19 protein-coding genes are annotated in these 21,347 nt (G+C 50.1%); 16 read left to right on the forward strand and 3 right to left on the reverse strand.

Annotated elements, in window-relative coordinates; all coding sequences use genetic code 11:
• Positions 1-67: 67 nt before the first annotated feature.
• Complete coding sequence (locus AC3WTP_RS22035; RefSeq protein ID WP_492396777.1) at positions 68-238, reverse strand: hypothetical protein; 171 nt, start codon at positions 236-238, stop codon at positions 68-70.
• A 770-nt stretch (positions 239-1,008) separates the two neighbouring features.
• On the opposite strand from AC3WTP_RS22035, the gene AC3WTP_RS22040 reads away from it, so the two are divergent.
• From AC3WTP_RS22040 to coaD, 3 genes are all read left to right on the forward strand, one after another.
• On the forward strand, positions 1,009-1,593 hold the full coding sequence (locus AC3WTP_RS22040) for an NAD(P)H-dependent oxidoreductase (RefSeq protein ID WP_492396778.1): 585 nt from the start codon (positions 1,009-1,011) through the stop codon (positions 1,591-1,593).
• A 177-nt stretch (positions 1,594-1,770) separates the two neighbouring features.
• Positions 1,771-2,379, forward strand: a complete 609-nt coding sequence (rsmD, locus tag AC3WTP_RS22045) for a 16S rRNA (guanine(966)-N(2))-methyltransferase RsmD (RefSeq protein ID WP_492396779.1) — start codon at positions 1,771-1,773, stop codon at positions 2,377-2,379.
• Positions 2,363-2,875: a pantetheine-phosphate adenylyltransferase gene (gene coaD, locus AC3WTP_RS22050; protein ID WP_492396780.1), complete on the forward strand. Its 513-nt coding sequence runs from the start codon at positions 2,363-2,365 to the stop codon at positions 2,873-2,875. The genes rsmD and coaD overlap by 17 nt, the downstream gene beginning before the upstream one ends.
• Before the next feature lie 33 nt (positions 2,876-2,908).
• Here the strand turns inward: coaD and AC3WTP_RS22055 are convergent, their stop codons facing one another.
• Entirely contained in the window at positions 2,909-4,207 is a 1,299-nt protein-coding gene (locus AC3WTP_RS22055; RefSeq protein WP_492396781.1) for a nucleoside recognition domain-containing protein, read from the reverse strand.
• Between the two features lie 124 nt (positions 4,208-4,331).
• On the opposite strand from AC3WTP_RS22055, the gene AC3WTP_RS22060 reads away from it, so the two are divergent.
• Positions 4,332-5,387 (forward strand): YlbL family protein, encoded by a 1,056-nt coding sequence (locus AC3WTP_RS22060; protein WP_492396782.1) that lies wholly within the window; start codon positions 4,332-4,334, stop codon positions 5,385-5,387.
• Between the two features lie 49 nt (positions 5,388-5,436).
• Here AC3WTP_RS22060 and AC3WTP_RS22065 read toward each other — a convergent pair whose 3' ends face one another.
• A complete protein-coding gene (locus AC3WTP_RS22065) occupies positions 5,437-6,696 on the reverse strand; it encodes a nucleotidyltransferase (RefSeq protein WP_492396783.1) in 1,260 nt (419 codons plus the stop codon).
• Positions 6,697-6,887: 191 nt separating this feature from the next.
• Here AC3WTP_RS22065 and AC3WTP_RS22070 point away from each other — a divergent pair, with 191 nt between their 5' ends.
• From AC3WTP_RS22070 to ftsY, 12 genes are all read left to right on the forward strand, one after another.
• Positions 6,888-7,397, forward strand: a complete 510-nt coding sequence (locus tag AC3WTP_RS22070) for a YceD family protein (protein ID WP_492396784.1) — start codon at positions 6,888-6,890, stop codon at positions 7,395-7,397.
• A 59-nt stretch (positions 7,398-7,456) separates the two neighbouring features.
• A complete protein-coding gene (gene rpmF / locus AC3WTP_RS22075) occupies positions 7,457-7,630 on the forward strand; it encodes a 50S ribosomal protein L32 (RefSeq protein ID WP_492396785.1) in 174 nt (57 codons plus the stop codon).
• A gap of 1,836 nt (positions 7,631-9,466) precedes the next feature.
• Complete coding sequence (fapR, locus tag AC3WTP_RS22080; RefSeq protein WP_492396786.1) at positions 9,467-10,051, forward strand: transcription factor FapR; 585 nt, start codon at positions 9,467-9,469, stop codon at positions 10,049-10,051.
• A 52-nt stretch (positions 10,052-10,103) separates the two neighbouring features.
• Positions 10,104-11,099: a phosphate acyltransferase PlsX gene (gene plsX / locus AC3WTP_RS22085; protein WP_492396787.1), complete on the forward strand. Its 996-nt coding sequence runs from the start codon at positions 10,104-10,106 to the stop codon at positions 11,097-11,099.
• 33 nt (positions 11,100-11,132) lie between these two features.
• Entirely contained in the window at positions 11,133-12,119 is a 987-nt protein-coding gene (locus AC3WTP_RS22090; RefSeq protein ID WP_492396788.1) for a beta-ketoacyl-ACP synthase III, read from the forward strand.
• Positions 12,120-12,243: 124 nt separating this feature from the next.
• Positions 12,244-13,170, forward strand: coding sequence for an ACP S-malonyltransferase (fabD, locus tag AC3WTP_RS22095; RefSeq protein ID WP_492396789.1), 927 nt, complete (start codon positions 12,244-12,246; stop codon positions 13,168-13,170).
• Positions 13,171-13,303: 133 nt separating this feature from the next.
• Positions 13,304-14,050 (forward strand): 3-oxoacyl-[acyl-carrier-protein] reductase, encoded by a 747-nt coding sequence (fabG, locus tag AC3WTP_RS22100; RefSeq protein WP_492396790.1) that lies wholly within the window; start codon positions 13,304-13,306, stop codon positions 14,048-14,050.
• 106 nt (positions 14,051-14,156) lie between these two features.
• Positions 14,157-14,393: an acyl carrier protein gene (gene acpP, locus AC3WTP_RS22105; protein ID WP_458568302.1), complete on the forward strand. Its 237-nt coding sequence runs from the start codon at positions 14,157-14,159 to the stop codon at positions 14,391-14,393.
• 146 nt (positions 14,394-14,539) lie between these two features.
• A complete protein-coding gene (fabF, locus tag AC3WTP_RS22110; protein ID WP_492396791.1) occupies positions 14,540-15,778 on the forward strand; it encodes a beta-ketoacyl-ACP synthase II in 1,239 nt (412 codons plus the stop codon).
• Between the two features lie 12 nt (positions 15,779-15,790).
• Complete coding sequence (gene rnc, locus AC3WTP_RS22115; RefSeq protein WP_492396792.1) at positions 15,791-16,489, forward strand: ribonuclease III; 699 nt, start codon at positions 15,791-15,793, stop codon at positions 16,487-16,489.
• Between the two features lie 186 nt (positions 16,490-16,675).
• Positions 16,676-20,248, forward strand: coding sequence for a chromosome segregation protein SMC (gene smc, locus AC3WTP_RS22120; protein ID WP_492396793.1), 3,573 nt, complete (start codon positions 16,676-16,678; stop codon positions 20,246-20,248).
• Between the two features lie 15 nt (positions 20,249-20,263).
• Positions 20,264-21,265, forward strand: a complete 1,002-nt coding sequence (gene ftsY, locus AC3WTP_RS22125; RefSeq protein WP_492396794.1) for a signal recognition particle-docking protein FtsY — start codon at positions 20,264-20,266, stop codon at positions 21,263-21,265.
• The last annotated feature ends 82 nt before the right edge of the window (positions 21,266-21,347 follow it).

Raw genomic sequence — 21,347 nt, forward strand, 5'->3', positions numbered from 1 at the left:
CCATGAACCGCCGTATACCGAACGGTACGTACGGTGGTGTAAGAGGACGGGGGCTAGTCGCCCCCTCCTACTCGATTTTGTCTTGGCTCTTCTTAGATGCTATATAGAACGCGAGAATAATTAACGGGATTGCAATAATCATTGGAATATGGATCGTTCCGCCAATTAAAAAGGCCAGAAACATAAGTACAACGATTCCGATGATGATGTATAGACACCCTCTGCCGAATGTTTCCACACGTATCACTCCCTCATAGGTAATGTATTATATATCCATATACATATGACGAGAGTCGCGCAATAAAGTTACGATGAGTGAATTTGATAAGGGGATAGATGACATATTTGTAATTTGATAATAATGGAAGGCTGATTTATGATTTGTCTGAAATATCGATAAATATGATGACCCAGGGGTGATCAACATCAGTTTAGAGCTAGCGTCTGCTAAATATGTCTTTTAACATTCATTTGAGTATTATCCCAATTGCTCAGTTATCAATAGCATTTTGCAAAATCTTCAATTAATAGTCTGTCTTTTCGTCAATATTGAATTTGATAGTCTAGATATGACAGGTGCTCAGTTCTTGGATTACGCGGAAATGAAGTGGAAATTGTTACTCGCTTGTGGAATTGAATAGGGGGTATTTGGCGAACGACTAAAACCTTGATAAACAAGGCTTTTTCAAACATAAATTGAGCGCCATATCGCTATGGCGCTCTCATGGGAGAGGAGAAACCGGACGAAGAGCTTATGGGGAAACGTAAGTCTTCTCCGCGGTTGTCTACGACATTTCTTAATGCCGATAATTTAAGGATTGCCCGATTGATGCAAAATATACTTAGGTGCTCGAAAAATGTTTATTTTGTCAAAGCTCAACTCATGTAGTGTACCTTTACCAAGGTATTGTCAGTTTACGGCCCGTGCATTCTAAGATCAGGTGTGTCCCAAGCGAGCATGCCGGAATGAATAAAGCTTAGATCACGCGCGCGAGGAGCTGACTATTTATGAAAATAGCTGTTATTAATACTCATCCGAACCCGGACAGTTTTACGTATGCCGTGCGAGAAGCAGTGGAATCCACTTTGCAGGAGCATGGTCACGATATCCAGCTTCGGGATTTGTACACATTAATGTTTAATCCGGTGCTGACTGTTGAAGATTTTGCGGCGTCAAAGTCTGGAAATGTTCCGGAGGATGTTAGGGTGGAACAAGAATATGTCAAATGGGCGGACTGCTTGATTATCATTTATCCACTGTGGTGGGGAACATTGCCGGCACTGTTGAAGGGATATATTGATCGCGTATTTTCGTATGGCTTCGCTTACAGCATGGATGGAGAAGGAATCAAGAAGCTGCTGAGCGGCAAGAAAGCGATTCTGTTTACCATGATGGGCAATTCGGAGGAGCATTACCGCGAGGTCAAGATGTTTGAGGCTATGAAAAAGACGGTGGATGAGGGGATATTTGAATTTGTGGGAATTGATGTGTTGGAGCATAAGTATTTCCCCTCTGTAACGACTGTGGATGATGAAACGCGCAAGAAGATGCTGGAAGAAGCGAAGGCAATTGTAGCCAAGCTTGGCTCATAAACAGCATTATGCATCTAGAGGGCTGAATCACGGGGTTCAGTCCTTTTTCTGTATCTGAAACGGCATGGAGTTACGTCTCAACAATCGCGTGAAAATGTGTTACGATAAACGACGAAGCTAGGGGCAAATGAATGCCAACAGAGTGATAAGACAGTTAAATAGAAATGTGGTGTGTAAGTGAGAGTTATATCTGGAACAGCTAGGGGGCGCTCGTTGAAGCCTGTACCTGGAATGGGGACAAGACCTACAACGGATAAAGTAAAAGAAGCGCTGTTTAGCATGATTGGACCATTTTTTGAGGGCGGTAATGTTCTGGACTTATTTGCAGGTACTGGAGGACTAGGTATCGAAGCGTTAAGCCGCGGGATGGATCGAGCCGTGTTCATCGATATGGATCCGAAAGCAATTGAAGTCATCAAACATAACGTGCAGGTGACCCAGTTTGTGAAACAAGCTGAAATATATCGCAATGATGCGAAGCGTGCCATTAAGGCGCTGGCTAAGCGAGGGACGAGCTTCGCGTTGATCTTCTTGGACCCGCCTTATCGATTTACGGACGCGGATGAGCTTATCTTGGATATGCATGAGAAAGGACTTGTGCATAAGAATGCAACCATTGTGATTGAGCATGATGCAGGGCATTCCTATCCGGAACAGATCGGCGCATATAAGATGTGGAAGCGATCGGAATATGGAGAAACAGTACTGACTATTTATCAAATGGATGATTCAACAGACGCTCAACATGAATTGAAGGAGGACACTGATTATGCAAACCACTCCTAACAAAGGCCCGCGCATTGCCGTTTACCCGGGGAGCTTCGACCCTGTTACACGCGGGCATCTGGATATTATTGAGCGCGCATCGAAGCAATTTGACATTGTCATTGTTGCAATCCTAAACAACATAAGCAAAAATCCTCTGTTCACGGTTGAGGAGCGCAAGCAGTTGGTTGCGGAAGTGACACGAGATCTGGGCAATGTGCAAGTGGACAGCTTCCGAGATCTGACCGTCAATTACATGGATCAGAAGGAGGCGCACGTCATTGTGAGAGGGGTGCGCTCTGTTACGGATTTCGAATATGAGCTGCAGCTTGCGAGCACGAACCAGAAGCTGAATCCTCGAGTCGAGACGATCTTTATGATGACGAATCCGAAGTATTCGTTCTTGAGCTCGAGCATGGTAAAGGAAATCGCGCGTTTCGGCGGACCTGTGAGCGAATTTGTCTCCCCTGAGGTGGAAGAGGCGCTGCGCAAAAAATACAACGCATATACAGATTAATTCGATAAACAGCATCCGAACGGTTCGCTCTCGTTATCGAGATCGGATGAGGTGTGTCCATATCGCTATTAATGCGCTCGAGATGCAGAGTACGAAGAGCATTAGGGTCGCGACGATCAGCAAAGGCATGAACTGGTACCAGCCTGTAGGTATAGTTGAGATCCAGTCAAATATACTGTGCCATATGGAAGCGGGCGGCATCGTTTGTTCTATAGGCTGCAGGAGCACTGGCTGCGCGGTTTGTTTGCCTGAAAACCAATTGTGAAACGGCTCCCAGCATACATAGGTCAGCAGGAATGCAGAGATGGCATGCACCATACGGGATAACAGAAAATGCGAGAAACGCAGATCGCTGTTCTTCATAAGGCTGTGAACCTGCAGATGCGCGCTGATGCCGCTCCAGCCAAGCACCGCACTAACGAGCGCAGCTTGAAACACAGGTGAAGCGAACACTGCCGTTCCTATCGTAAAGGCGCCTAGATTAACTTCCAGCAGGCCGTTCAACAGATAAGAGCCGAACTGATGAGGTATGGCAAGTCTCGATACTTGAATGATGACAGAGAAGATCATGATGTACCCGCCGATCATCATAAGGGTTTGAACGGCGGATGAGACTGATTCGCCGAGCAGCTTGCCCAGCGGGCGCCCGTCGGCGCGATGCGCGTGTTCCATCGCATCGACAATTCTGCGCGCAAGCGAGGTCGATTTGCCGGGCTGCTCTGAGTCGTTAACTGAACGTCTGCCGCTGACTGCATCCGCATGAATCGCATCAGCCTCGTTCGGCTGTGCGGTCCATCGCAGGATGAAGGCAGTCAGAAGCGCAGACAACCAGTGAACGATAGCGATTAACAGCCCGGTATCTGCTTGCTGCATGAAGCCGACGCCGATGACGGCGATCATGAATACGGGGCTGCTGGCATGTGTTAATCCGAGCAGCCGATTTCCCTCGCTGAGGCTAAGCTGACGCTGCTGACGGAGCTTAACGACCGCTTCGGCACCCGCTGGATAACCGGCGGTCCAGCCGACGGCCCAAGCCCAACCGCTTACGCCGGGGAGACGAAACAGCAAGCGCATGACAGGGTTGAGCAGAACGCCAAGACCATGTACCCAGCCATACGCAAGCAACAGCTCAGACAGCACAAGGAAAGGAAGAAGCGCAGGGAAAATGATGTTCCACCATACTTTTAATCCCTGTAAGGAAGCGCGAAATGCGGCATCTGGATAGGACACAATACATATGATAAGCAGCACAGCAAGGCTGCCCGCAGCAATCGTATACAGCTTCGATGCGGCAGGAGCGCTGCGCTGATCATGGTGCAGCATAGGGGGCATAGGTTCACCTCGTGTTTCGGATTAAACGGCTATAAGCAGCCTGCACGTCCATATTTATACATGTTTACGTGCAGCGGACGGGCTTTATACCAACAGAACCTATTATTGGAGGAGGCGGTCAGTAATGGCAGATATACATTCAGGACAGCGATCTTCCAATCGCAGTCCATGGTATGCGTGGAGATGGTTGGCGGCAGGGATGATAGCGGTATACCTGCTCGTTTTTATGCCGATGCCATTTGTCATATATACCGCAGGCAGTGCGGAAGCAGTTAAACCGATGGTGGATGTACCTGGCGGCGATCAGCAGGAGGATGGCGTATTCATGATGACGACTGTCAGAAGAATGAATGCGAATCTATTCATGCTCGGTTGGAATATGTTTAATGACGATGCGGAGTATTCAAGGAAAGAAGATGCGCTGCAGGGTCGTACGGAGGAAGAATATCAGACAGAGCAAGTATTCAACATGATGGGATCGCAGAGCAATGCGATGCTTGCGGCTTATAACAAACTGAATATCCCATACCAGATCGTAACAGAAGGCATTTATGTGATTCGTAACATTCCGGAAGTTGCTAAAAATGAATTTCAGACCAATGATCGTGTCGTTTCTGTCGAAGGACATCCAATCAAGAAGATCACGGATCTGACAGATCTAATTAAAACCTACAAGGCTGGAGACACGTTGAAGGCGGTAGTTGAGCGTAACGGGGAAATGGTCGATGTGAGCGCAACGCTCGTCACCTTTACTTCATCAGCTGATCCGACTAAGAAGCAAACAGGCTTCGGTACGGTTTATGGCGAGAAGAAGGAAGTTGTGCCTGATGATGCTTCCAAGAAGATTACTTTCAAGGAAAGCGATGTCGGAGGGCCGTCGGCAGGGCTCATGTTTACCCTAGAGCTTATTAACCAGCTGACACCGGGAGATCTGACCCGGGGGCAGCGGATCGCGGGTACGGGCGTTATAAGCCCGGATGGCACGGTTGGGGTTATTGGCGGCGTCCAACACAAGGTAGTCGCCGCTGATCGCGAAGGCGCGGTGATGTTCCTCGTGCCAGAGGGCAACTATGCTGAAGCGAAAGAGAAGGTAGACAAGATGGATACCGAGATGAAGCTCGTGCCTGTAGCAACGCTCGACGACGCCTTGAAGGCGCTCGAGACGTTGGATAAGAAGTAGCAGCGCAAAGCCCCCTGTCCATATTCAAGCGGACAGGGGGCTTTGTGCATCACGTGCGCGGCCGTCGCGGCGGCTCGTAGAAGTCGCGGAATGCGGCGCGACCGTCGCGCTTCGCGAAGGCTGTCGCGTACACCGCGGTTGCGCGCGCATCCGCGGCGAGTCCATTCGCGCCGCCAAGGCCTGCATTCTCCCGAGTCATCCGTTGGATGATCGGGAGTGATGCAGCCTTCCTCATGCGCTTAAGCAGCGTCTGACCGCGTTCGGAGAAGCCGAGCACGCGTATGTATGACGGCCCTGCGGCAAGCGCGTCAGGCCCGAAGTCTGTCTTGCGATGCCCGAGCAGGATGTGCGTCAGCATTCGCTGAAGCTTAGTGCGCGTATAGCGCTTCGTCTTCAGCGCTTCTAGCAGCAGCTCTGGCTCGAAACGAGCGAGCTCCGGCAGCGTCTTCAGCACCCGGTACTCCAGCCCCTCGGTAACTTCCAGCATCTGCTCCAACTCTCTGGGATTCAGCACAGACAGCTGGTAGAACAGCTGCGACGTGTAATCACGCCAGCTCACTGGGGGTCTGCCACAAGCGGCAAGCTGCTGCAGAATCTGCAGGGAGCTGTCTGGCAGATAAGCAGCCGCGTGCGCGACGCCATCGCTGAACACGAGTCGGCGAATGGCTGTAGCGCTTGCGATGCTGCTGTCGTTCACACTCTCGTCGTGATAGCCTGCCTTTACGCGCGTAATCGTGTGCGGCTCGATTCGGCTGCCGAGGCGGCTTAGCGCCATCATGTAGTGGAGGCCGAGCGAATTGTTCGGCTCGGCAATCCACTGTTGCGCCCCAGGCTCGGCGCCAAGCGCTTCAGCGGCCTGCGCATATGCCTTCGGGTAGCTGTTGCCTGCCTTAAGGCTTGCCTGCAGCAGCGAGGCGAAGGCATCAGGCTCGTCCGTCAAGCGAGCGGCGGCCTCCCGCAGCGGCGCGATGCTGCCCAGCTCGCTGCCGAAGCAGAGCGCGTCGACCACGCCGGTAGCCTCAAGCGTCGCCACTCCGCCGAATCCAAACCATTCGGCAGGCTGCACGGCATAAGCGACTGGCAGCTCCAGCACGAGGTCGACGCCCAGCGCCAGCGCCATGTCTGCGCGCGACCATTTATCGCAGACGGCAGGCTCGCCGCGCTGCAGAAAATGACCGCTCATGACGGCGACCACGGCTTCTGCCCCCGTCACTCGCTTCGACTCCTGCACATGGTACACATGGCCGTTGTGCATGGGATTGTATTCGACAATGACGCCGACAGTTTGCATGAATTTCATCCTTTCCATTGACCATATGGACAATTATTAGGGTATACTAATTGCAGGTGCTTGTTTTTATATGCTATTCATCATATCATGAAGAGCATGTCGCCAAAAGTGGCTTTATAATGCCCGTTTTCCGAAACTGTCAAACAAAATTGGTTGACAAAGCATAAGCCTAATAGCTATAATTAATTTTGTTTGTTTGGGGTGATCACATGAAGGTTATTATTAGAGACGTCACTAAAGGACAAGATATGCGAATTCAAGAATCGTTCCGCGCCGATGAGATCGTGCGTGGCCAAAACGACATTCGCGAGATCGGACCCATTGAAGTCGACTTAACAGCTACAGCAGAAAGCGAAGATCAGATTGGTGTTCGCGGGAAGCTTAGAACAGTGATTAGCGCAGTTTGCTCACGCTGTTTGACGCCTCATTCCGAAACTCTTGTTATTCCGTTTGATGAACATTATCGACTGACGGAATCATCTGGACTTCCTGCAGATGATGTGGACGATGTCACATACGTGACAGACGAAAACGTCGATCTGAAGCCATATGTGGAGGAAGCGGTCATCGTTCATTTGCCTTATGCGCCACTCTGTAAAGAGGATTGCAAAGGACTCTGCCCAACCTGCGGTGTGAACCGCAATGAGACAGAGTGCGGTTGCTCGAATGAACGGATTGATCCGAGACTGGCAGGATTGATGGACTTTTTTAAGAAGTAACTTGAGAACCAGCCATCGTTAGATTTAGCAGTACGTAATTTATGTAAGGAGGTGGGAACATGGCAGTACCTCAAAGAAGAACGTCCAAAACACGTCGCGATAAGCGCCGTACTCACTTTAAATTAGAGGTTCCAGGCATGATCAAGTGCGAGCAATGCGGAGAGTTGAAGCTTTCGCATCATGTATGCAAGGTTTGTGGAACATACAAAGCTAGAGAGATCATCAAGCAATAATCGTATACTTATGGATGCGTTCATTCCACATGATTCGGCGTCCAATACGGAGAAGTAGTACCTCATCCTCGGATGGGGTACTATTTTTTTGCTGCTTGGTGAAAATGAAGATCATGATCTGACGCACAAGAGTCTCTCTTAGTCGTTATCTATCCATTATCCCTAAGCCTCAGGGTAAAGGGTACAGCTGTCGTTTGCCTATTATCCCCAAGTCTCAGGATTAGCGGTTCTGAGTGGATGGGATAATGGTGAAACACTGTGAGAGAGGTATAGTTGGACTGCGACTTTATGGATCAGCGAAATTGGAACATTGAGATTCTAACGGAAGTGCAGACGCGGCATTTCTAAACAAATGTGTACTATGCTACGTTCAAGCGACAATTTCCTCTAATAGCTGTCTTTTGCCTATTATCCCTTAGCCTCAGGATCAGAGGGGGAACTGAGTACAAGGGATAATAGTGTAACGCCTGACGCTAACTTGCTTCTGTCCGATAGGATCAGGGTAACTGAGTGCTGGGGATAATGGCGGAATGTATCTCAATAGGTGCATATGGCAACAAGTCGCTGTTCATGTATGTTACGGGTAATTTGCATGGAGCAATAGCCAAGCTCAGTAAAACGATATAGTTTTCATCGTTTGGTGGTTGATTTGGACTATCTGACCGGATGAAACGGACACAGAAGCCTCTATTTTGTGATTATGAGGCATTTTTTGAGTTTTGTGGACACAGAAGCCGTTATTTGTGAGAAAATTAGCGTTTACTAGCTGATTTTGATAAAATAGCGGCTCTACGGTCCACCAACATGGCGAAATAGAGGTTCTGGCTGCAAATAAAGGCTCGTGTGTCCGCTACTGAATCAAGCAAGGTATTGCCAAGGTTGAAGTGTGTAATTGGAGGTAATGTGTTTCTATGACGGCTGTTGAGCTTGGAATGAAGCATGATTTGCTACAAACTACTACTACCACTAATAGCTGTCATTTGCCTATTATCCCTAAGTCTCAGGATTAGAGGGGAACTGAGTACAAGGGATAATAGTGTAACGCCTGACGCTAATTTGCTTCTGCCCTATAGGGCTTATAGGATCAGGGTAACTGAGTGCTGGGGATAATGGCGGAATGTATCTCAATAGGTGCATATAGCAACAACTTACTATTCTTGTATGTTACGGGTAATGTGCATGGAGCAAATTGCCAAGCTCAGTAAAACGATATTGCTTTCACCGTTTGGTGGTTGATTTGGATTATCTAACCGGATGAAACGGACACAGAAGCCTCTATTTTGTGATAATGAGGCTTTTTTTGAATTATATGGACACAGAAGCCGTTATTTGTGACAAAATTAGCGTTTACTAGCTGATTTTGATCAAATAGCGGCTCTACGGTCCGCGAACATGGCGAAATAGAGGTTATGGCTGCAAATAGCGGCTTGTGTGTCCGCAGCTGATTCAGCGAAATCATTTCATTGCCAAGGTATAGCGTGTGTAATAGGCGGTAAAGTGTTTCTAGTTCGATTGATTAGTTTCTGTTGCAGGAAATGTGGGAGTGTACCTTGATTGGTCAGGCTTTTCAGATAATAAAGCATATAGGATCCAGCCGAAATAGCTACCGAAAACCAGGGTGAATTCGCATGTGGAGCAGATGTGTGAAACTGGTGCTTTTCTTTATTGGCATTTTTCTATATACTAGTTTAGTACCAGGTTCTAAAAAGAGAATAAAGCTGGACGGGTCTCGACGCGAGCACCTAGCCGATCAGCTTGTATATATTGCTTGTGGGGATTGCTGGGCTTGATGGATTGCTGGCAGGTACCTGCGGCACGCAGTAAGGGGTGTGGGACATGGAACGGCTACCGAAACGGCAACGTCAGCAGCAGTTGATGAAGGTTATTGAAGATAATCCATTTATAACGGACCAGGAATTGACTCGAATGCTTCGTGTCAGCATTCAGACGATACGCTTGGATCGGATGGAACTCGGTATTCCAGAACTCAGAGAGCGGTTGAAACTGATGGCAGAACGCTCATACGATCAAGTGCGCTCGCTGCCGCTGCATGAGGTTATTGGTGATGTTATTGATTTGCAATTAGATAAGAGCGGAATATCGATATTCGAAATTGGGGAAGAGCATGTGTTCTCCAGAACGCAGATTGCGCGGGGACACCATCTGTTTGCGCAGGCAAACTCGCTGGCAGTGGCTGTCATCAATGATGAAATTGCTTTGACCGCCTCCGCTGATATTCGCTTTATCCGCTCAGTTCATAAAGGTGAGAAATGTATTGCCAAAGCTTATGTGCGCTCTATATCGGGCGAACGAAGCAAGGCTAAGGTAGAAGTATTCAGTTATGTTGGTGAGGAACTTGTGTTTCAAGGGCATTTTATCATATTTCGCTCGACTACAGATGGAACGGGCAGCGATCGCTGAATCATGAAGCTTCAGCATAGAGCGGATGGTTCCAACAGAGGAGGAAGTAAGCATGAAGATCGTCATTGATGCAATGGGCGGAGACCACGCTCCTAAGTGCAATGTGGAAGGCGCAATCGAAGCGGCAAATAATTGGAAAGACATTGAGCTGATTCTTGTGGGCGATGAAGCGCAGATTCAACCTTTGATGCAGGGAGCTCCAAGCAATATTCGAATCGTTCATACGGAAGAACGAATCGAAGCGGATGATGAGCCTGTCAAGGCGGTACGCCGCAAGAAGGGTGCCTCGATGGTTATGGCGGGTCGTATGGTACGAGAGCAGGAAGCGGACTGCATGATATCTGCCGGAAATACAGGTGCGCTTATGACAACGGGACTGCTCGTTGTGGGACGTATGGAAGGTGTTGAGCGGCCTGCGCTTGCGCCTATCATTCCTTCGATTGACGGCAAGGGCGTGCTTGCGCTGGATCTAGGCGCTAACATGGACGCTAAGCCAGAGCATCTGTTGCAGTATGCGATGATGGGCAGCATATATCGGGAGAAGGTTCACGGTATTACAAAACCGAGAGTAGGTCTCCTGAATGTCGGCTCCGAGGCGATGAAGGGCAATGAGTTGACGAAAGGTGCATTTCCATTGCTGGAAAAAGCTCCGATCAATTTCGTTGGCAACGTAGAATCTCGAGATATTCTGGAAAGTCCTTGTGACGTGCTCGTCTGCGATGGATTCTCCGGCAACGTGATGCTGAAGACGCTCGAAGGAACGGCTGGTTCATTGTTCGGTATATTGAAGAAGGAGTTTACAAGTTCATTTATCAATAAACTCGCTGCTGCAATCTTGAAGCCGAGCTTGAAACGATTGAAGAACATGATGGATTATAAGGAAGTTGGCGGGGCTCCGCTGCTTGGATTGAACGGTCTTGTGATTAAGGCTCATGGATCGTCTGACAAGCGAGCTATATTCAACGCTGTCCGCCAAGCGCGAACAGCGCTGCAGAATGATCTGACCAATACAATCTCAGCTGAGATTCAGGCACATAAACAAGCATAATACGTTATATTACAGTGAAAAGAGTGATACGTAATGAGTTTTCGTCCAGTAGGAATAATCGGTACAGGGAAGTACGTGCCTGAACGTATATTGACGAATGCCGAATTGTCAGAAATGGTTGACACAAGCGATGAATGGATTGTAACCATGACAGGCATGAAGGAACGGCGTATCGCTGGCGAGCATGAGGCGACATCCGATCTAGCCTATGAGGCTGCGGTCAAGGCGTTGGAATCGGCAGGAATTACAGCGGAGCAGCTTGATTTGATCGTTGTCTGCACAGTGACACCGGATACGATGTTTCCTTCCACCGCTTGCATCGTTCAAGAGCGTCTTGGAGCAAGCCGAGCGGCAGCATTTGACCTGTCAGCGGCTTGCGCAGGATTCATATATGGTTTAGCGACAGCTTCGAATTTTATTAAGACTGGCATCTACCAGCATGCCCTTGTTATTGGCGCTGAGTGCTTGTCACGCATCACAGATTATACGGACCGCAACACATGCATTCTGTTCGGTGACGGAGCAGGCGCAGCTGTGCTTGGCCCAGTGGAAGAAGGCAGAGGCTTTATGTCGTTCGAGCTGGGCGCTGACGGCACTGGCAAAGATCTGCTTAAGCTCGAAGCGGGTGGTTCTCGTAAACCAGCATCGGTTGAGACGGTTGAAAATAAGCTGCACAGTATCTATATGAATGGCCGTGAAGTATTTAAATTCGCCGTTCGCATCATGGGGAATGCCGCTGAGGAGGCGCTGTCGAAGGCAGGTAAGACGAAGGAAGACATCGACCTGTTTATTCCTCATCAGGCGAATGCTCGAATTATTAAGTCGGCGATTGATCGTTTGAATCTCCCTGAGGAAAAATGCATTATTAATCTGCCGAAGTACGCGAATACTTCAGCAGCGTCGATTCCGATCGCGCTGGCTGAGGCGGCAGAAGAAGGACGCCTCAACCAAGGCGACACCGTTGTGCTTGTCGGCTTCGGCGGCGGCTTGACATGGGGAGCGTGCGTCTTCGGCTGGTAGGCCGGAGACGAGCGGTTACATAGAAGAATGGGATCTGAAAGTGTCATTTCCTTATAACTGGACGATACTAATAAGCAAGGATGCAATCGTAAAAGATGGTAGATAGATCGAAGGAGTGGATACGATGGGCAAGGTAGCCTTTGTCTTTCCTGGCCAAGGTGCACAGGCTGTCGGCATGGGACGAGATGTGTATGAATCGGTTCCTGCAGCGCGTGAAGTGTTTGAGCAAGCGAATCGGATGCTTGACTTCGCACTGACGGATCTGATCTTTAATGGGCCGGATGACATGCTGAAGCAGACGGCAAACACGCAGCCAGCGCTACTGACAACCAGCTATGCTCTGTATAAGGCATTTGCGGAGAAAGGCGTTACGCCGGATTATGTGGCTGGACATAGCTTAGGCGAGTACAGCGCGCTCGTCGTCGCGGGAGTGATGACATTCAAAGACGCGGTCGCGATTGTACGCAAGCGCGGTGAATTTATGGAGCAAGCGGTGCCGAATGGCGAAGGCGCGATGGCGGCAGTGCTTGGCGCGGATCGCGATCAGCTGGGCGCGCTATGCGACGACATAACAGCCTATACAGCGCCTGTCGAGATGGCGAATGTCAACGCTCCCGGCCAGATTGTCGTGAGCGGTTCAGCAGCTGGTGTGCAGGCTGTCGTAGAACGCGGCAAGGAAGCTGGAGCGAAGCGCGTCATTCCGCTCGAGGTCAGTGGTCCATTCCACTCAACGCTTATGAAGCCCGCAGCAGAGCGTTTGAACATCGCGTTAAGCGAAACGGATGTGGAAGATGCTGCGATACCAGTGGTCGCGAATGTGTCGGCTCGTGCCGAGCAATCGGGTGAGCGCCTGCGCGAGATGCTGGTGGAGCAAGTGTTTTCACCCGTGCTGTGGGAGGACAGTGTTCGTTACATGATCGAGCAAGGTGTCGATACGTTTATTGAGATTGGATCCGGCACCGTATTAGCCGGCTTGATCAAGAAGATTGATCGTTCGGTTAAGGTTGTATCCATCAATAGCTTAGAGGCTGTTCAGTCTTACGAAGCTTAATGCTTCGCAATAGATAATTGCAGTAAATAAGCACGGGCATACCCCGTTGCGGCGTATGCCCGTATGTGAAGTAAACGGAGTCAAGGATTGCTATGCATGGATCTATTGATTCCACTGGAAGGAGGAAATAGGATTGTCTAAAGTCGAAGGCAAGGTAGCGCTTGTAACTGGCGCTTCCCGTGGAATTGGCCGCGCTATTGCTCTCTCTCTAGCTGAAGCGGGCGCTGATGTCATCGTCAATTATGCCGGCAGTGCTGGTGCTGCGGCAGAAACCGTCGCTGCCATTCAAGCGATGGGACGTCAAGCGGTCGCTGTTCAAGCGAATGTGGGCAAGGCGGATGAAGCGGAGCAGCTTGTTAAAGCGGCGCTGGAACAATTTGGCAAGATTGATATTCTGGTGAATAATGCTGGTATTACAAGAGATAATTTAATTATGCGCATGAAAGAAGAAGAGTTTGATCAGGTTATCGAGACGAACTTGAAAGGCGTGTTCAATTGCCTGAAAGCTGTCACGCGACCTATGATGAAGCAGCGTTCTGGCCGCATAATCAACATTTCCTCTGTAGTAGGCGCGCTTGGCAACCCTGGACAGGCTAATTACGTTGCTGCTAAGGCAGGCGTTATCGGCTTGACGAAGGCTGCTGCTCGTGAGTTGGCATCACGGGGTATTACTGTCAATGCAGTTGCCCCAGGATTTATCGAGACAGACATGACAGACGTACTGTCTGACAGTACGAAGGAGCAGTTGCTGGCAGGCATTCCGCTCGCCCGGCTCGGACGTCCGGAAGATATCGCCAAAGCTGTGCTCTTCTTGGCATCGGACGATGCTTCCTACATGACCGGACAGACGATCCACGTCGATGGCGGCATGTATATGTAAAGCTACTACTCCTATGAATCCATAGGTGTTGAGCATTTTTTGTTAGCCGTTTCATATGGCAATTTAGTATGTTTTCTCGTATAATACCAAAGAGGAGGTGAACCGGATGTCTGCTGAAGTATTTGAACGCGTAAAGCGTATCGTCATAGAGCGCCTTGGCGTTGATGAAGCTGAAGTTACTCTCGAAGCATCTTTCAAGGATGATCTAGGCGCTGATTCCCTCGATGTGGTGGAATTGGTGATGGAACTAGAAGATGAGTTTGATATGGAAATCTCTGATGAAGATGCAGAGAAGATTACATCTGTTGGAGAAGTAGTCAACTACATACAATCTCATAAGTAAGATTGTTAAGTCCCGTTCTAAGTTAACGGGACTTCTCCTCATTAATCGATGTTATCAACATATGACCTATTGAGATGATACACATGCCATGCATGTGTTGGACTATAGAGTATTGGAACAGAAATAGTTTAAAGAGGTGATGTTGTTTGAAGAATAGGGTTGTAGTGACCGGAATGGGCGTTGTAACAGCTCTCGGTTCAGACCTGAATACGTTCTGGAACCATCTGATGGAAGGCAAATCAGGGGTTTCTCGTATCGAATCTTTCGATACGACGGACTATACAACGCAGATTGCGGCTTCGATCAAGGACTTCAATCCCGAAGCCTATATGGATAAGAAGGAAACCCGCCGCATGGACCGCTTCGTTCAATTCGCGGTTGCTGCTTCTAAGTTGGCAGTTGCAGATGCGAAGCTGAACATTCAAGAAGAGGAAGATCCAGAACGTGTCGGTGTTATTATCGGCTCCGGTATCGGTGGGTTGGGCACTTGGGAAGAACAGCATACTACGCTCCTGCAGAAGGGCGCTAAACGAGTAAGCCCGTTCTTTATCCCTATGATGATTGCTAATATGGGTTCTGGACAAGTCTCGATGACTCTTGGCGCAAAGGGGCCTAATACTTCGCCAGTGTCAGCTTGTGCGACGGGAACGCATTCGATCGGCGACGCCTTTAAAGTCATTCAACGCGGCGATGCGGACGTTATGATATGCGGCGGCTCTGAAGCAACGATCCAGCCGTTAGGAATGGCTGGATTCTGCTCTATGCGCGCGATGTCGACGCGCAATGATGAGCCGGAACGTGCAAGCCGTCCGTTCGACGTTGACCGCGATGGCTTCGTTATGGGTGAAGGCGCTGGCGTATTGGTGTTGGAATCGCTAGAGCACGCGCTTAATCGCGGCGCGCATATATACGCTGAGGTCGCAGGCTACGGCATGAGCGCGGATGCGCATCATATTACAGAGCCGGATCCAACTGGAGCGGCGTCCTGCATGAAGCGTGCTATCAAAGATGCTGGCATGAACCCAGAGGAAGTGCAGTACATCAATGCACACGGAACTTCGACGCCTGTTGGCGATAAGTCGGAGACCAAAGCTATTAAGATGGCACTTGGCGATCACGCTTATAAAGTTGCCGTTAGTTCTACTAAGTCAATGACAGGACATTTGCTTGGCGCTGCAGGCGGCGTAGAGGCAGTTATCTGCGGACTTACACTTCAAAATGGAGTGATTCCGCCGACGATCAATGTGGATCAGCAGGATCCAGAATGTGATCTGGATGTTGTGCCGAACGTAGCCCGCAAAGCGGATGTTAATGTCGTCATGTCTAATTCATTCGGATTTGGCGGTCATAACGCCACAATCATTATGAAGAAATTCGAAGCATAAGGGGTCAAACAGTTGAGTGCAGATATGAAGCAGTTACAACAGAAACTGAACATTTCCTTTAAGAATCGTCAGTTGTTGAAACAGGCATTCACGCACGCTTCGTATGTGAACGAACATCGTTTCGGGCATCACCAAGATAACGAAAGATTAGAGTTTCTTGGTGATGCCGTGTTGGAGCTGACAGTCTCGGAATTTCTATTCGAGCGCTGCCCAACACGGCCGGAAGGTGAACTGACTAAGATGCGTGCATCGATCGTCTGTGAGCCTTCTCTCGTCAATTTTGCGAATCATCTTCAATTTGGACAGTACGTATTGCTGGGAAAAGGCGAAGAATTAACAGGTGGCCGAACTCGGCCAGCCTTGCTAGCGGATGTGTTTGAATCATTCATCGGCGCGCTGTATCTGGATCAGGGCTTGGATATAGTCCGTGAATTCCTGCAGCGGTTCGTCTTTCCATATATCTCGTTGGATGGCAAGCTGCAGACGAATGATTACAAAACTCAGCTGCAGGAGCTGACTCAACATCATAATTTAGGCGTACTGGAATATCGCATTGTCGAGGAGCGTGGACCAGCGCACGAGCGCGAGTTCGTTTCTGAAGTGTTTATGGGTGATGTATGTCTAGGTCGTGGATTAGGCCGATCTAAGAAAGAAGCGGAGCAGCAAGCAGCGGCAATAGCTCTTGAACAAGTAGTCATACCGAAATTATAAAGTACTGAGGCCGGCGCGCGAGCTGTCGGCCGGTTTCGCAGAAAGAGCAAAGAGCAGCGCGTGCGAGACGAGCGGCTGATTTTTGCTCTTTCTTTGTCCGAATGGCATCCAGCCAGAATAGTTGCAGCACATCGTCTGCCACGGATGGCGATGAGTCGTACTAGAACATGAGGTGAATGGGAGAAAATGTTCTTAAAGCGGTTGGAATTGGCAGGCTTCAAATCGTTCGCCGATCGGACAGAATTGGAGTTTGTACAAGGTATTACAGGTGTCGTTGGTCCGAACGGCAGTGGTAAGAGTAACATTTCAGACTCCATCCGCTGGGTACTGGGCGAGCAAAGCGCCAAGTCGTTACGAGGCGGCAAGATGGAGGATATTATATTTGCAGGCAGTGACTCGCGCAAGGCGGTCAATTATGGCGAGGTTTCCTTAACGCTCGATAATAGTGACCAAGCGCTGCCTCTTGATTATAACGAAGTAACCGTGACGCGACGTGTTCATCGGAGCGGAGACAGTGAATATTTTATTAATAAGCAGTCATGCCGTCTTCGTGATATTACAGAGCTGTTCATGGATACGGGAATCGGCAAAGAGGCCTATTCGATAATTGGACAAGGCCGAATCGAGGAAATCTTGAGTACGCGGTCTGAAGATCGCCGTGGCATATTTGAAGAAGCGTCTGGTATCGTCAAATACAAGTCCAGAAAGCGCGAGGCTTCGAAGAAGCTTGAAGATACCGAGCATAATCTGCTGCGCATCCATGATCTTGTCACAGAATTGGAAGACCAGATTAGCCCGCTTCGAGAGCAATCCGAGAAGGCTCGTCATTATAAGCAGCTGCGTGAATGGCTGAAGACAAAGGAAATCGCGGTATATGTTCATCAGATCGAACAGCTGCATGAGCAGTGGCAGCAGGCCAATGATAAGCTTGCTAAACTGAAAGAGCGTGAACTAAGCTTGTCTGCTGTTGTTAGCGAGCATGACGCGAAGCTGGAGGTTCATCGTGTTGAGCTCCGCAAGCTCGAGGAAGAGCTTGAGAAATACCAAGCGACACTGCTTCATTACAGTGAAGAGTATGAGAAATGCGAGGGACAGGGCGAAGTGCTGCGTGAACGCAAGCGGAACCTGACTGCGAATGAGCAGCAGCTTCAGCAAGCGATCGAGACTACGTCCGAACGCATGAAGTCGAAGCAGCTTGAAGTGCAAGGCGTACGCGATAAGCGTCTTGCTGTTGAAGTAGAGCTGAACGAAGTTAACCGTCTTATTCAGGCGGAGCAGGAGCGGTTAGTCGGCGTTGCTGGCGGAGCAAGCTCTGACGCTGAGGAATCGCTTAAGGGTCAGATGCTGGAGATCTTAAACCAGATGGCGCAGCAGCGCAACGACATCCGTTACTATGAACAGCAGAAAGAGACGTTAACGAAGCGCTTAGATAAGATGAACGCGGCGCGAGCGAAGCGTGAAGCAGAGCGCTCCGACGTGCGCAAGAAGATTGAGGATATGAAGCGCCGCATCGATACGATGGCGGATGACCTTGTATATATCCGTAAGCGTTATATGCAAGAAGGCGAGCAGCTGAAGCAGGATGAGAAGCTGCTTGAAGAAGGGCAAGTCGCGCTGCGTAAATGGCAGCAGAAGCATGACTCGATCACTTCCCGCCGCGACACAATGCAGGAGCTGCAGGATGATCTTGACGGCTTCATGCTCGGCGTCCGTGAAGTGCTGAAGGCGTCGCGCCGTCCGAACGGCTTGACTGGCGTGCACGGTGCAGTGGCAGAGCTGATTCAGGTGCCGGAGCATCTGGAGACAGCAGTCGAGACAGCGCTTGGCGCCGCGCTTCAGCACGTCGTCATGGAGAATGAAGCCGTCTCCCGGCAGGCGATTGCTTTCCTGAAGCAGCGTCAGCTCGGACGGGCTACGTTCCTGCCGTTGGATGTTATCCGCGCCCGCACGATTCAAGATGCGGACCGCCGGATTATTGAAGGCATGGAAGGCCATGTCGGCATAGCAGCTGATCTGGTTGGTACCGAGAAAACGTATAAGCAGATCATCGGCAGCCTCCTTGGCAACGTCGTGCTGGCGGAAACGCTGGAGCATGCCAATAAGATTGCGGCCAAGCTGAATTATCGCTATCGCGTCGTCACGCTGGAAGGCGACGTTGTGAACGCCGGCGGTTCGATGACCGGCGGAAGCATGAATAAGAAAGGCGCGAACCTGCTGGGGCGCAAGCGCCAGCTCGAAGAGCTCGCGCAGGAGATTAAAGAGACGGAAGCGCAGCTGAAGAAGCTTACAGATTCCGTCACAGAGCTGAAGCAGCGCACGACAACTGGCGTGAAGCGTCTCGACGACCTTCGCGAACAGGGAGAAGCGAAGCGCATCAGCGAACAGCAGCTAGCCAATGAGCTCGCAGCGCTGGAGAAGGAAGATCGTCAGCTCGAATCGCTGATCGGGGCTGAAGAGCAGGAGCAGCTGCTCGCGCAAGAAGAGATGAAGACGCTGGAAGCAGGGCAGCGTACGGCTGAGCAGCGGCTTGCGGAGCTGAAGGTCGAGGAGGACCGCCAACAGGTGGCGATCCAGACAGCGGAGTCAGCGCGCCGCGCGAACGAGTCTGCGAAGGAAGAACTGCAATCGCAGCTGACAGATATGAAGGTTCGCCAAGGCAAGCTGGATCAAGAGCTGTTCTCCTTGAGCGAACAGTTGAAGCGGGCGGAGCAGGATGCTGCCGCGTATGAACGTGAATACGCGCAGCAGACGCAGACACTCATTCAAGTTCAGATCGATCTGGAAACCGTCGTTCATGAAATGACGAAGCAGATGGAGGATCTGAACCACTTTGGCGTCAAGAAGCAGGAAGCGGCGAAGCAGATCGACTTCAAGCGTGCGGAGCGCGCAGAGTCGATGCGCAAGCTGGAGCTTGCGGAAAGCGATACGAAGGAGCAGCGCACGGAGCTTAAACAGGTTGAGGATGCCATGCGCCAGACCGAGATTCAAGCGAATCGTCTTGACGTTGAGCTGGACAATCTGCTGCGCAAGCTGAGCGAGGAATATGAGATCAGCTACGAGGCGGCGAAGAATCGTTATCCGATGCCGGAGGATATTCAAGCGGCACAGCAGGAAGTGCGCGATCTGAAACGCCAGATCACAGCGCTTGGTGAAGTCAACCTCGGTGCGATTGATGAGTATGACCGAGTGAATGAACGCTACGAATACTTGAGCGAGCAGAAGAACGATTTGATTGAGGCGAAGACGACGCTGTACCAAGTCATCAAGGAAATGGACGATGAGATGTCCAAGCGCTTCAAGACGACATTCGATGCGATTCGCAAGCAGTTCGTTGTCGTATTCGCGAAGCTGTTTGGCGGAGGACGCGCAGATCTAGTGCTTCTGGAACCGGATCGTGTGCTTGAGACCGGTATTGATATCGTAGCGCAGCCGCCAGGCAAGAAGCTGCAGAATCTCCAACTGCTCTCAGGTGGAGAACGAGCATTGACCGCGATGGCACTCCTATTTGCGATTCTGCACATTAAGCCTGTGCCATTCTGCGTGCTTGATGAAGTTGAGGCAGCGCTTGATGAAGCGAATGTAACGAGATTTGCTCAATATTTGCGTGAGTTCTCAGAACAGACGCAATTTATCGTTGTCACGCATCGTAAGGGTACGATGGAAGAAGCTGATGTTCTGTATGGCGTGACAATGGAAGAGGGCGGCGTATCGAAGCTGGTATCCGTGAAGCTGGAAGATGATGAAGCGATCATTGCATAGATCGGAGGAACACAAATGAGCTTTTTTAAGAAACTAAAAGAAAGTATCGCATCGAAGACTGAAGCTGTAACGTCCGTGTTCAAGGAAGGTCTTGAGAAGACGAGAAAAGGCTTTGTCGAGAAAGTGGCAGACCTCATCACTCGCCGCAAGAAAATTGACGAGGAGTTCTACGAGGAACTGGAAGAAATTCTAATCGGAGCGGATGTTGGAGTTAACACCGTTATGAATCTGATCGAGGATCTGCGCAGCGAGGTGAAGAAGCGCAAGATCGAGGAAGCAGCTGATCTTCAACCGATTCTATCTGAGAAGCTGATCGAGCTGCTGCGCGGTGACGAAGCGAATGATCTTCGTATGAATCCGAATGGATTGACGATCATCTTATTCGTAGGTGTCAACGGTGTCGGCAAGACGACAACGATCGGAAAGCTGGCGCACCGCTTCAAGCAGGAAGGCAAGAGTGTATTGATGGCAGCTGGAGACACATTCCGCGCGGGTGCGATTGAGCAGCTTGAAGTGTGGGGTCAGCGTGTCGGGGTAGATGTGGTCAAGCATCAATCAGGCTCTGATCCGGCAGCGGTTATGTTTGACGCTGTGCAGGCTGCTAAGCAGCGCGGCGTTGACGTGCTTCTATGCGATACTGCGGGGCGCTTGCAGAACAAGACGAATCTGATGGATGAGCTGAACAAGATCTTCCGCGTCATTCAGCGCGAAGTACCTGATGCACCGCATGAGGTGCTGATGGTGCTGGATGCAACGACTGGGCAAAATGCATTGTCGCAGGCGAAGCTGTTCGGAGCAAAGAGCGGTGTAACAGGCTTAGTGCTGACGAAGCTCGATGGAACAGCCAAGGGCGGTATCGTCGTTGCGATTCGACAAGAGCTGAATTTGCCTGTTAAACTGGTTGGGCTGGGCGAGAAGATGGGCGATCTGCAAAAGTTCGATTCAGAGCAGTTTGTACACGCGCTGTTCGCAGGCTTGATTCAGGAAGAAGAGAAGAAGGAACAAGCGGCAGATTAAAGAGCTTGGTTTGACGCAATATGCAACTAGACTAACGGCAGAAGAAGGCGCGTCCTTCTTCTGCCGTTTTTTCGTGCCAATG

The organism is Paenibacillus sp. EB106-04-04-XG159, assembly GCF_058791835.1.